The 11,487-nt window shown below is 73.3% G+C and carries 10 protein-coding genes and 1 tRNA gene; 7 read left to right on the forward strand and 4 right to left on the reverse strand.

Annotation, left to right across the window (positions count from 1 at the left end; translation table 11 throughout):
• Positions 1 to 142: 142 nt before the first annotated feature.
• The 3 genes from ADK52_RS22110 (at position 143) to ADK52_RS22120 (ending at position 4,439) form a co-directional block, all read left to right on the forward strand.
• Positions 143 to 1,090: a hypothetical protein gene (locus ADK52_RS22110; RefSeq protein WP_053691569.1), complete on the forward strand. Its 948-nt coding sequence runs from the start codon at positions 143 to 145 to the stop codon at positions 1,088 to 1,090.
• A gap of 71 nt (positions 1,091 to 1,161) precedes the next feature.
• The gene (locus tag ADK52_RS22115; protein ID WP_053691570.1) at positions 1,162 to 2,706 is read left to right on the forward strand and encodes an APC family permease; all 1,545 of its coding nucleotides are present in this window, start codon (positions 1,162 to 1,164) and stop codon (positions 2,704 to 2,706) included.
• Between the two features lie 296 nt (positions 2,707 to 3,002).
• Positions 3,003 to 4,439 (forward strand): amino acid permease, encoded by a 1,437-nt coding sequence (locus ADK52_RS22120; protein ID WP_053691571.1) that lies wholly within the window; start codon positions 3,003 to 3,005, stop codon positions 4,437 to 4,439.
• Positions 4,440 to 4,536: 97 nt separating this feature from the next.
• Here ADK52_RS22120 and ADK52_RS22125 read toward each other — a convergent pair whose 3' ends face one another.
• Both ADK52_RS22125 and ADK52_RS22130 read right to left on the reverse strand, forming a co-directional pair.
• Positions 4,537 to 4,896, reverse strand: coding sequence for a zinc ribbon domain-containing protein YjdM (locus ADK52_RS22125; RefSeq protein ID WP_053691572.1), 360 nt, complete (start codon positions 4,894 to 4,896; stop codon positions 4,537 to 4,539).
• Between the two features lie 72 nt (positions 4,897 to 4,968).
• A tRNA-Leu gene (locus ADK52_RS22130) sits at positions 4,969 to 5,053 on the reverse strand.
• Between the two features lie 169 nt (positions 5,054 to 5,222).
• Between ADK52_RS22130 and ADK52_RS22135 the strand changes: the two genes are divergently transcribed.
• The 3 genes from ADK52_RS22135 (at position 5,223) to ADK52_RS44830 (ending at position 7,877) form a co-directional block, all read left to right on the forward strand.
• Complete coding sequence (locus tag ADK52_RS22135; protein WP_053691573.1) at positions 5,223 to 6,548, forward strand: M20/M25/M40 family metallo-hydrolase; 1,326 nt, start codon at positions 5,223 to 5,225, stop codon at positions 6,546 to 6,548.
• 130 nt (positions 6,549 to 6,678) lie between these two features.
• Positions 6,679 to 6,912 (forward strand): chaplin ChpH, encoded by a 234-nt coding sequence (chpH, locus tag ADK52_RS22140; protein ID WP_053691574.1) that lies wholly within the window; start codon positions 6,679 to 6,681, stop codon positions 6,910 to 6,912.
• 98 nt (positions 6,913 to 7,010) lie between these two features.
• Positions 7,011 to 7,877 carry a chaplin gene (locus ADK52_RS44830; protein ID WP_053691575.1) on the forward strand — a complete coding sequence of 289 codons (867 nt, stop codon included), beginning with the start codon at positions 7,011 to 7,013 and terminating at the stop codon, positions 7,875 to 7,877.
• Positions 7,878 to 7,933: 56 nt separating this feature from the next.
• On the opposite strand, the gene ADK52_RS22150 is transcribed toward ADK52_RS44830, so the two are convergent.
• Complete coding sequence (locus ADK52_RS22150; protein WP_030860319.1) at positions 7,934 to 8,122, reverse strand: DUF5703 family protein; 189 nt, start codon at positions 8,120 to 8,122, stop codon at positions 7,934 to 7,936.
• 47 nt (positions 8,123 to 8,169) lie between these two features.
• On the opposite strand from ADK52_RS22150, the gene ADK52_RS22155 reads away from it, so the two are divergent.
• Entirely contained in the window at positions 8,170 to 8,850 is a 681-nt protein-coding gene (locus ADK52_RS22155) for a hypothetical protein (RefSeq protein WP_053691576.1), read from the forward strand.
• An 88-nt stretch (positions 8,851 to 8,938) separates the two neighbouring features.
• On the opposite strand, the gene ADK52_RS22160 is transcribed toward ADK52_RS22155, so the two are convergent.
• On the reverse strand, positions 8,939 to 11,119 hold the full coding sequence (locus tag ADK52_RS22160) for an ATP-dependent DNA helicase (protein ID WP_078988517.1): 2,181 nt from the start codon (positions 11,117 to 11,119) through the stop codon (positions 8,939 to 8,941).
• Between the last annotated feature and the right edge of the window lie 368 nt (positions 11,120 to 11,487).

Raw genomic sequence — 11,487 nt, forward strand, 5'->3', positions numbered from 1 at the left:
AACTGTCCGCGTGCTCGCACCAGTTGAAACGCGCCACGCAGTGGACTGGACCTTGACGCGGAGCTGTGCCTACCGCTTTGCTGTGCGTGATCATCCAGCCAAACCGTCCGCCCGCGCCCGTGTTCTGGAGGGAAACCCGCGGATGTCCCCGCCTCCGCCGCCCCTCGGCCGCGCCCGCAAGCGGGACGCCCAGCTCTTCGACCCGGCCCTGTGCGACGCCGAACTGGTCGACGTACGAGCCCAGTTCACCCAGGGCCGCTGGGCCAGGGCCCGCTCCCTCCTCGTCGCCACCGGCGACGACTGGGACCGTCGCGGCCACCGCCTCGTCGTCCTCGCCGAGACCCCGGCCGCCACCGCCTGGGCCCGCGAATGGCTGCTCGCCGAACCCGAGAGCCCCGACGCCGCCACCCTCCTCGCCTGCGCCGCCGTCTTCACCGCCCTGCGCCGCAAGGGCACGCCCGAGGCCGCCGAGGAGGCCTGCCGCCGGGCCGCCGCCCTGCTCCCCGCCGACCCCACCCCCTGGCTGGGGCTGCTCATGCTCACCCGGGCCTTCGGCAGCGAGGAGGAGTTCAGCCGCCACTTCGACCAGGTCCGGGCCCGCCACCGCGAGCACCACCACGCCCACCACCTGATGGTCGCCAGACTGGCCGAACACACCCCCGCCTCCGGCCACGACCCGCTCCACGAGGTCTACGACTTCGCCGCCTGGGCCGCCGAGGAGTCCCCGGCCGACTCCCCGCTCGCGGTCCTGCCGGTCATCGCCCACGCCGAGCGCTACCGGGTGCTCGCCGCCACCCAGGGCCGCACCCCCGACGGGGCCGCCGCCCACTGGTCGAGCCGCCGCGCCCGCCAGGTCCTGCGCTCCGCCTTCGACTGGTGGCTGGAGTGGGAACGCGAGGACCACCCCCGCAACCGGGTCGACCTCAACTTCCTGGCCCACGCCAAGCTCTGCGAGGGCCGCCCGGCCGAGGCCGCCGCCCTCTTCCACCGCATCGGCAGCCACGCCACGCCCGCCCCCTGGTCCTATCCCGACCTCGACCCGCACAAGGCCTTCCTCGCCGCCCGCAGCGCCGCGCTCGGCACGGCCTGACGCGGCGGGGCCGCACAGCACCCCCGCTCCGCACGACCTTCCCCCGACCTTCCCCGAAAGGACACCCCGCCATGGCGACGGGCAGATCCACCACGCTCAGCACCGCGCCCGAGATCCGCACCTACAAGGGCCAGGACCGCGCCCTGCGCGCCGACCGCCTCGGCACGGCCGGACTGCTCCTCTCCGTACTCGCCGCCAGCGCGCCCCTGATGGTGGTCGCCGGCGTGATGCCGACCACCTTCGGCGTCATGGGCATCGTCGGCCAGCCCCTGCTGTTCGTGATCCTCGGCGTCGTGCTCGCGCTCTTCAGCATCGGCTACGCCGAGATGAGCCGGCACGTCCACAACGCCGGCGCCTTCTACGCGTACATCGCCCGCGGCCTCGGTCCCACCGCGGGCGCCGGCGCCTCGTTCGTCGCCCTCGTCGCGTACAGCGCCATGCAGGTCGGCGTCTACGGCATCCTCGGCTTCGAGATCTCCGGCCTCTTCGCCACGTACCTCCACACCGACCTCGCCTGGTGGATACCGGCCCTGGCGGCCGTCGCCGTCACCGGCGCGCTCGGCTGGCTCAAGATCGACCTCAACGCCAAGGTCCTCGGCGTCCTCCTCCTCATCGAGGTCGTCCTCGTCGTCATCTTCGACATCGCGGCGCTCGGCAAGCCCGGCGCCGAAGGCATCTCGCTGCACGCCTTCAACCCCGAGACCCTGAGCGGTCCCGGCCTCGGCACGGCCCTGTGCTTCTGCATCGCGGCCTTCGTCGGCTTCGAACAGTCCCCGGTCTACGCCGAGGAGACCAGCAAGCCCCACATCGTCGTCTCCCGCGTGATGTTCCTGGCCGTCGGCTTCGTCGCCCTCTTCTTCGCGTTCAGCGCCTGGGCCCTCACCGTCGCCACCGGTCCCTCCGAGGTCGTCAAGACCTCCGCGGAAGCCGGCCCCGGCCTGCTCTTCCAGCTCACCGAGGGCCGCCTGGGCGCCACCTTCACCGACGTCCTGCACGTCCTGTTCGTGACCGGCATGTTCGCCGCCATGCTCAGCTTCCACAACGTCGTGGCCCGCTACGCCTTCGCCATGGGCCGCGAGGGCCTGCTCCCGGCCGCCTTCGGCCGGACCAGCGCGGGCACCGGCGCCCCCGCCACCGGCTCGCTCCTCCAGACGGTCATCTCCACCCTCGTCGTCCTCGCCTTCGCCCTCACGGACGACAAGCCGGCCGGGGACCCCACCACGCCCGTCCTGCACCTGTTCACCTGGATGGGCAACGTCGGCGCCCTCGGCGTGACCCTCCTCATGGCGGCCGCCTCCTTCGCCGTCATCGCGTTCTTCGTCCGCCGCGGCACCGCGGGCGCCCAGGTCTGGCGGCTCGTCGCGGCGGGCGCCGCCGGGATCGCCCTGCTCGGCATCGCCGTCTACACGCTGAAGGACTTCGACGTCCTGGTCGGCGCCGAGAAGGGCTCCGCGCTCAGCTGGGTCCTGCCCGGGATCATCGGCGCCGCCGTCGTGGGCGGACTGGTGTACGGGGCCGTCCTGCGCGGCCGCCGCCCCGAGGTGCACGCCCGCATCGGTCTCGGGAACGAGGCCTTCCGCCTCGACCAGGCCGCGGAGTCCGGCCCCCGCGACTGAGCCCGACGCCTGAGCGCGGGCGCCCGACCCCGGCGACGGCCCCCGCGACCGGCCCCGGCGGCCGACCCCCGCGAAAACCCCGTACCGCCTCGCTTTCCAGCCCGTACGAAGCCCCCGGCGCCCGTTTCCATGGTCGCCGGGGGCTTCCGCGTGGGGAGGCCGGGTTTTGGCCATCGCCGGGGCTCATGGTCTCCTGGGGCGACAAAAACCACCGGAACCCCGCACAGGTGACACCACCCAGCTCCCCTGCACGGCGGTCCGGGCCTGCCGTCCCACCCACGAAGGCGAAGTCCTACATGAGTGACCGCACCTTGACCGAGGCCCCCGCCCCGGCGTCCTCCCGCCACGTCGACGCCGGTGACGAGGGCTACAGCAAGGACCTCAAGTCCCGCCACATCAACATGATCGCGATCGGCGGGGCGATAGGCACCGGCCTGTTCCTCGGCGCCGGCGGACGGCTCGCCAACGCGGGCCCCTCCCTCGCGATCGCCTACGCGGTGTGCGGCATCTTCGCCTTCTTCGTCGTCCGCGCCCTCGGCGAGCTCGTGCTCTACCGGCCCTCCTCCGGCGCGTTCGTCTCCTACGCGCGCGAGTTCATGGGGGAGAAGGGTGCCTACACGGCCGGCTGGCTGTACTTCCTGAACTGGTCCACGACCACCGTGGCCGACATCACCGCCGCCGCGACCTACGCCCACTTCTGGTCCATGTTCACCAGCGTCCCCCAGTGGATCCTGGCCCTGATCGCCCTCGCCGTGGTCCTCACCGCGAACCTGATCTCGGTGAAGTACTTCGGCGAGATGGAGTTCTGGTTCTCCCTCGTCAAGGTCGCCGCCCTGGGCATCTTCCTGCTCGTCGGCATCTACCTGGTCGCCACCAGCCACGACATCGGCGGCCACACCCCGGGCCTCTCCTCGATCACCGACAACGGCGGCATCTTCCCGTCCGGCATGCTGCCGATGCTCCTGCTGCTCCAGGGCGTGGTCTTCGCGTACGCCTCCGTCGAGCTGTGCGGAGTCGCCGCGGGCGAGACCGAGAACCCCGAGAAGATCATGCCGAAGGCGATCAACTCGATCATGTGGCGCGTCGGCCTCTTCTACGTCGGCTCGGTGATCCTGCTCGCACTGCTGCTCCCGTACACCTCGTACTCCTCCGACCAGAGCCCCTTCGTCACCGTCTTCGACAAGCTGGGCATCCCCGGCGCCGCCGGCGTCATGAACCTGGTCGTCCTGACCGCGGCGCTCTCCAGCCTGAACTCCGGGCTCTACTCCACCGGCCGCATCCTGCGCTCGATGGCCATGTCGGGCTCCGCTCCGAAGTTCACCGCCCGCATGAACAAGGGCAAGGTCCCCTACGGCGGCGTGCTCTTCACGGCCGCCTTCGGCCTCGCCGGCGTCGGCCTGAACTACCTGATGCCGAAGGACGCCTTCGAGCTCGTCCTGAACTTCGCCTCGCTGGGCATCCTCGGCACCTGGGGCATGGTCATGATCTGCTCGCTCTTCTTCTGGCGCCGCGCGCAGGAGGGCAGCCTGGAGCGCCCCTCCTACCGCCTGCCCTGGGCCCCGTACACGCAGATCGTCACGCTGGTGTTCCTGGTCGCCGTGCTGGTCCTGATGTGGTGCGACGGCGGCGTCGGCCGCACCACTGTCCTGTGCGTCCCCGTCATCGGGGCCGCGCTCGTCGGCGGCTGGTTCCTGGTCCGCCGCCGCGTGGCGGAGATCGCCGCGAACCGCTGACCGCGTCCCGGCCGCGCACCGAACGGAGAAGGACCCCGCCCGAGGGCGGGGTCCTTCTCGTTGCCGTGGGGCCGTCGGGCGCCGTGGGGGCCGTGGATCAGGCCTTCTTGACCACGCTGGACTTCAGCTGCATGGCACCGAAGCCCTCGATCCTGCAGTCGATGTCGTGGCCGTCCACGCCGTCGATGAGCCGGATGTTGCGCACCTTCGTGCCCGCCTTGATCCCGGACGGGCTGCCCTTGACCTTGAGCGCCTTCACCACGGTCACGCTGTCGCCGTCGCTGAGCACATTACCCACCGCGTCCTTGACGACCTTCTCCCCGGAGCCCTCGCCGGCCTGCGCACCGCCCTCGGCGGGAACCCATTCGTGGCCGCACTCGGGGCACACCACGAGGGCGTTCATCTCGTAGGTGTACGCACAGGAGCATTTCGGGCACGGTGGCAGGTTCTCGATCACGCCTTCAGGGTAGCCCGGCGCGGAAAGGGCCCCAAACGCCGAGAACCCCACCGAAGTGGGGTTCTCGCTCTGTGTCCGAGGGGGGACTTGAACCCCCACGCCCGATAAAGGGCACTAGCACCTCAAGCTAGCGCGTCTGCCATTCCGCCACCCGGACAAGGTGTCTGTCTCGCGTCCCTCGCGGGCCGTTCCGACGTGGAAAACATTACCAAACATTCCGGGGTCCTCGATCACACCCCCCGTCGGCCGAGGATCGCCCTTGGGCGGAGCCGGGCGAAGCGGGAGGATGGGGAAGCAGTCGGTACCGATCAGTGGGAGGAAGCAGCGTGAGCGAGTCGAGCGCGGGCAGGACCGTCTCGGGCGAGGACGAGGTCGTCGACCTCTGCCGGGACCTCATCCGGATCGACACCAGCAACTACGGGGACCACTCCGGTCCCGGGGAGCGCAAGGCGGCCGAGTGGGTCGCGGAGAAGCTCGCCGAGGTCGGACTGGAGCCGCAGATCTTCGAGTCCCACAAGGGGCGCGCCTCGACCGTCGCGCGCATCGAGGGGGAGGACCCGTCGCGGCCGGCGCTGCTGATCCACGGGCACACCGACGTGGTCCCGGCCAACGCCGCGGACTGGACGCACGACCCCTTCTCGGGCGAGATCGCCGACGGCTGCGTGTGGGGCCGCGGCGCCGTCGACATGAAGGACATGGACGCGATGACGCTGGCCGTCGTGCGCGACCGGCTGCGCAGCGGCCGCAAGCCCCCGCGGGACATCGTGCTGGCCTTCCTCGCCGACGAGGAGGCGGGCGGCGTCTACGGGGCCCGGCACCTCGTGGACAAGCACCCCGGGCTCTTCGACGGGGTCACCGAGGCGATCGGCGAGGTCGGCGGCTTCTCGTTCACCGTCAACGAGAACCTGCGGCTGTACCTGGTGGAGACCGCCCAGAAGGGCATGCACTGGATGCGGCTCACGGTGGAGGGCACCGCGGGCCACGGCTCGATGACGAACAACGACAACGCCATCACGGAGCTGTGCGAGGCCGTGGGCCGGCTCGGCCGCCACCAGTGGCCGGTGAGGGTCACCAAGACCGTACGGAGCTTCCTGGACGAGCTCTCGGACGCGCTCGGCACCCCGCTCGACCCGGACGACATGGACGCGACGCTGGCCAAGCTCGGCGGCATCGCCAAGATGGTCGGCGCGACCCTGCGCAACTCCGCCGCCCCGACCATGCTCGGCGCCGGCTACAAGGTCAACGTCATCCCCGGCCAGGCCACCGCGCACGTCGACGGCCGCTTCCTGCCCGGCTACGAGGACGAGTTCTTCGCCGACCTCGACCGGATCCTCGGGCCGCGGGTGAAGTACGAGGACGTGCACGGGGACAGGGCCCTGGAGACGGACTTCGACGGGAAGCTCGTCGACGCCATGCAGAGCGCGCTCAAGGCCGAGGACCCGATCGCGCGCGCGGTCCCGTACATGCTCTCCGGCGGTACGGACGCGAAGTCCTTCGACGACCTCGGCATCCGCTGCTTCGGCTTCGCCCCGCTGCAGCTGCCGCCGGAGCTGGATTTCGCCGGGATGTTCCACGGCGTGGACGAGCGGGTGCCGGTCGACGGGCTGAAGTTCGGTGTGCGCGTGCTGGACCGATTCATCGACAACTGCTGAGAATCGGGAAGGTGTGCGTTTCTCACTGGGAAGAGTGAATGCACTCATACGCTCGTAGCCCTGGTGATGCCTCCTCGTTACAGGTGGTGCGGTCCGCGGCTGGGACCGCATTGCCAACTAGGAGGAACTCATGCTGAAGAAGGTTGTCGCCGCTGCGGCTGCCACCGGTGGTCTGGTTCTCGCGGGTGCGGGCATCGCCGCCGCCGACGCGGGTGCGCAGGGTGCGGCCATCGGCTCCCCGGGCGTCCTGTCCGGGAACGTCGTCCAGGTCCCCGTCCACGTTCCCGTGAACGTCTGCGGTAACACGATCAACGTGATCGGCCTGCTGAACCCGGCTTTCGGCAACACCTGCGTCAACGCCTGACGTTTCTGAAGTCTTGGGCCCCGGAGCGCATTCCAGCGCTCCGGGGCCGCCGGGCTTTAAAGGCCCGGCTGTTCTTACAGCGCAGGGGGACAAACACAATGCGACGACAGGCAGCGGTCACCAGGAAGACCCTGATCACCATGGCGGCGGCGGGGGGCGTGCTCGCGCTGGGTGGGGGTTACGCGCACGCGGACTCCGGCACGTCCGGCCATGCCGTGAGCTCTCCGGGCGTGGCGTCGGGCAACTCCGACCACGTACCCGTGGACGCTCCGGTGAACGTCTGCGGCAACACCGTCTCGGTGGTGGGGCTGCTCAACCCGGCCTTCGGGAACCGGTGTTCCAGCGACTCGGCCACGCCGAACCACCCCGGTCACCCGGGCACTCCAGGCCACCCGGGCAACCCCGGCCACCCGGGCGAGCCCGAGGAGCCGGACGAGCCGTGCGACGAGGACGAACCGCACCACCCGGGTCACCCCGGGTTCCCCGGAAACCCGGGCACTCCCGGCCACCCCGGCACTCCGGGTCACCCCGGCAACCCCGGTACTCCGGGTCAGCCCGGTACTCCCGGCCACCCGGGCAACCCCGGCACTCCCGGCCAGCCCGGCACTCCGGGTACGCCCGGCAACCCCGGCCAGCCCGGCAACCCGGGTACGCCCGGCCAGCCTGGGAACCCCGGAACCCCCGGCAACCCCGGCCAGCCCGGCACTCCGGGCATGCCCGGCAATCCCGGTCAGCCGGGAACTCCCGGGACCCCGGGCACCCCCGGGCTTCCCGGCGGACCCACCGGGCCCGGCACGGGCGGTGTCACTCCCGTCACCCACCCCGGCCAGGGGATCGCTCCGGCCCAGCACGCCGGGCTCGCCGCCACCGGCGCGGGAGACGTCCTCGGCGTGGGCCTTCCGCTCGCGGCCGGCACGCTGTTGGCCGGCGCCGTGCTCTACCGGCGCGCCCGCAGCGCGGCCTGAGGGGCGGCAGCCGTACGACGCGGGCCCCGACCGGGGCCCGCGTCAGCCGTCCCACGTCACCAGGTGGCGCGGACCTGACGGATGATCCTCCGGCGCAGCCGCACCCGGCGACTGCCGTCCCGGTACAGGGCCAGCCGGTCGATCTCCCAGTTCCCGTACTCGGCATGGTCGGTGAGCAGGCGGGTCGCCTCCTTGCGGGGCACACCGCGGGGCACGTACACGTCGACAAATTCGTATTCCGGCATCGCATCTATTGTGCGGGCAGAGCCCTGCTACGGATAGCGTCTGCACTATGTCTGATGCCGCTCTGCCCAGTGTTGCCGAGGTACGCGCCGCCGCCGAGGCGGTCAAGGCCGCGCTCGACCGCCACCTCGCCGCGGTCGAGAGCAGGATCGGGGACGAGGACCCGGCCGTCTACGCCGCCTTCAACGAACTCGCCGCCGCCGCCGAGGAGTACGACGAGCTCCTCTACGACCGCTACGACGAGGTCACCCCGTTCGAGATCCCCACGCCCGAGGACGGCGTCCCGTACACCGGACCCGCCGAGCCCGCCGCCTTCAGCGTGCTCATCCGCCGTGACTACGCCGTCGTCGAACCGCCGCGGCTGATCGCCCAGGCCGAGCGCGTCGCCGCGCACGACCGGGAGGCCGAGCTCGCCTTCGACGGCGGCACCGCGGGTGCGCTGGGCGTGCTCTTCGGGGAGTACGAGCCCGACGAGATCGCCTCCCGCTACAAGGAGTTCGGCCTGGAGGAGGGGGACTCCACGCTCTGGATCGCGGCCTCGGAGGAGGTGGCGGAACCGGGGGAGTGGCTGGGCTCGCCCTTCGGGCACACCGATCCGCAGGACGTACTGCACCGCTTCGACGTCAGCTCCGTCTTCGACGAGGAGGCCGACGATTTCGACGAGGACGAGGACGAGGAAGACGCTGCCGCGGGCGGCCAGGCGGCGCGGCCCGGCCTGACCCCGGCCTGACCCCGGCCCGGTCCCGGTCCGCACGCACGACACCGCGGCCCCCGTCCCCGAAGGGCGGGGGCCGCAGTGCGTGCGGGTCACTCCGGCGTCACTCCGGCTGGTCCCGCGCCGCCGCCACGAGCGCCCGCAGCAGGCCGGTCAGCCGGGTCGTACGCGGCTTCGGCAGTACCTCGGCGACGGCGCGCGGCAGCGCCTGGTCGACGCCGTGCACCACGGACAGGTGGCGCTCCGCCCGGCCGAACGCCGTGTACACCCAGTCCCGGGACAGCGCCTGCGCCGCGTCTCCGGGCAGGACGACGACCGCGGCCGGCCAGCGCGCGCCGACGGCTTGGTGCGCCGTCACCGCCCAGCCGTGCCGCACCTGCGACTCGACCTGTTCCTTCGGTACGACGATCCGCGCGCCGGCGGCGTCCAGGTGCAGCCCCTGCGCGTCGGCCGACACGACCCGGGCCGCCACGGCCCGCCCGGGCGAGGGCACGTGCACGACGCGGTCGCCGGGGTCGAAGCCGCCGAACCGGCCGGGGCCGGGGTTCAGCCGCTCCTTGAGGGCCGCGTTCAGCGCCCTCGTGCCCGCCGAGCCGCCGTGGCCGGGGGTGATGACCTGGACCGCGTCCGCCGGGATCCCGAAGGCCCGCGGTACGGACTCGGCCACCAGCTGCACGGCGCGGTGGACGGCCTCGCCGGCGTCGCGCACCGGGACGATGACGACCTCCTTGCCGGGGGCGTCGACCTGGTTCAGCTCTCCGACGCCGATGCCCGAGACGAGTTCGCCGATCGGGCCCGGGTCGGGGGTGCGGGAGACCAGCTGCGGGCAGGCGCGGGCCGCCAGGACATCGCCGAACACCCGGCCGGGCCCGGCGGATCCGAGCACCCCGGGGTCCCCGGAGAGCACCAGGCGGGCCCCGTCGGGGACGGACTCGACGAGCGCGGCGGCGGTCTCCACGTCCAGCTGCGGGGCGTCGAGGACCACGAGCAGGTCCACGGCGAACTGCCCGTCGGCGTCCCGGCCGGGCCCGGCGGCGCCGGAGAGCAGGTCCCGGGCGGTGACGGCGCCGTGCGCCGGGGTGTGGGCGGCCAGGCATACGCGCAGGCCCTGGTCGCGGGCGGCCGCCAGCAGGGCCAGCGGTTCGGCGCGGGCCGCCTCGCCGCCGGTGTGGGTGACCAGGCCGTGGCCGGAGACGGCGCGGATCAGCTCGGCGCCGGGGCCGGTGGCGGCCTTCTCCCAGTCCGCCGGGCCGTCGAAGGTGTTGGCCAGCCGGGCCAGGCCGTCGGCCAGGCTCTCCTCGGCCAGCGCGTACCCCTCCAGGCCGACGAGCACGCGGACGGGCTGCTCCTCGCCTTCGGCGGCGGGCGGGCCGATCGGCTCCTGGAACACCAGGACGGCGCCCTCGCCGATGGCCTGTTCCAGGGACTCGGCGGGGTCCGGGACGCCGTACTGGGCCAGGGCGGCTTCGAGGGTGGGGGCCTCCAGGGCGGTGTGCCCCTTGAGCGCGGCCTGCTCCAGCAGCCAGCCCACGAGGGCGGCGGCACGCCGCTCGTCGCCGGGACCGGCGTCGGGGCCGAGGAGGGCCCGGGCGAAGCCGTCGGCCTGGGCGGGGCGGACGCCGGCGACGGCGAGGAGCCGCCAGGGGTCGTGGGCGAGCTGGTCGGCGGCGTCCTCGCCGAGGGTGGTGGCGGCCGGGACGGCCAGCGCCTCGGGGGCGCCGCCGCGGGTGAGCACGGCGCGCACGCCGTCGATGCCGGCGGCGGTCGGGGCCGGGGCCGGGGCGGCGGGCCGCACGGGTCGCGGGGCCGCGGGAGCCTCCGGGGCCCGGCGGGGGGCGGTGGGGGCCTCGTCGAAGTACACCGGGGAGGGCTTCTCCCCGCTCTCCACGGCCCGTACGGCGGCCAGCAGGTCGGCGGCCTTCCCGCTGAGCTTGGCTCCGGCGTCGACGGGCCCCTGCCGCTCCGCCTTCCGGCGGGCGATCCGCTCCCGCTCCACCTTCTGCGCGGCCAGCTCGGCGGCGGCCTCACTCAGCGCCGGCTCCGCAGCCCCTGGCTCCGCAGCTGCAGCCTCGGCCCCCGGCTCCGGCGCCGTGCCGTCTGCGGCCTCCGCCGCCGCCTCCTGCGACGTGTCGCGGTCGCTTTCCGGCCCGTCGGGTACCTCGTCTGCGGCCCCCGCGGTTGCCTCCGGCGCCGCGCCGTCCTCGGCCTCCGGTGCGCCGGGTGCGGTCGCATCGGGGTCGGCGGGCCGGTCGGCCGTGCGCGTCCCTGCGGGGCTTTCTCCCACCCCGCCCCTTCCCGAAACCGGGGGCTCCGCCCCCGGCCCCCCGCTCCCGGCTCCGCCGGAGCGCTCCTGCCCGCCTCCGGCGGCCTCCGGCTCCGCGGCTCCGGTTACGCCGGCGTCGGGAGCGGTCCGGACGGCCGGCTGAGGCTGCGCCGCTTCCGCCCCCGCGGCTTCGCCGGATGCCCGGTCGGCCGGCTGGGGCTGCGCCGCTTCCGCCCCCGCGGCTTCGCCGGATGCCCGGTCGGCCGGCTGGGGCTGCGCCGCTTCCGCTCCCGCGGGTTCGGCGGAGGGGGCCCCGCCTTCGGCGGCCTCCGGCTGCGCCGCTTCCGCAGGCGTGGGCGGCTGCGGGTCCGCCGTGGGCGTGTCGGGGG

Origin of the sequence: Streptomyces sp. WM6372, assembly GCF_001279655.1 — a bacterium.
Taxonomy (GTDB): Bacteria; Actinomycetota; Actinomycetes; order Streptomycetales; family Streptomycetaceae; genus Streptomyces.

What these genes read in the sequence shown, in the direction of transcription:
- ADK52_RS22155 (WP_053691576.1), top strand. Translation starts at nt 8,170, where the DNA reads ATGTCTGATGCCGCTCTGCCCAGTGTTGCCGAGGTACGCGCCGCCGCC.
- ADK52_RS22115 (WP_053691570.1), top strand. Translation starts at nt 1,162, where the DNA reads ATGGCGACGGGCAGATCCACCACGCTCAGCACCGCGCCCGAGATCCGC.
- chpH (WP_053691574.1), top strand. Translation starts at nt 6,679, where the DNA reads ATGCTGAAGAAGGTTGTCGCCGCTGCGGCTGCCACCGGTGGTCTGGTT.
- ADK52_RS22120 (WP_053691571.1), top strand. Translation starts at nt 3,003, where the DNA reads ATGAGTGACCGCACCTTGACCGAGGCCCCCGCCCCGGCGTCCTCCCGC.
- ADK52_RS22110 (WP_053691569.1), top strand. Translation starts at nt 143, where the DNA reads ATGTCCCCGCCTCCGCCGCCCCTCGGCCGCGCCCGCAAGCGGGACGCC.
- ADK52_RS44830 (WP_053691575.1), top strand. Translation starts at nt 7,011, where the DNA reads ATGCGACGACAGGCAGCGGTCACCAGGAAGACCCTGATCACCATGGCG.
- ADK52_RS22150 (WP_030860319.1), bottom strand. Translation starts at nt 8,122, where the DNA reads ATGCCGGAATACGAATTTGTCGACGTGTACGTGCCCCGCGGTGTGCCC.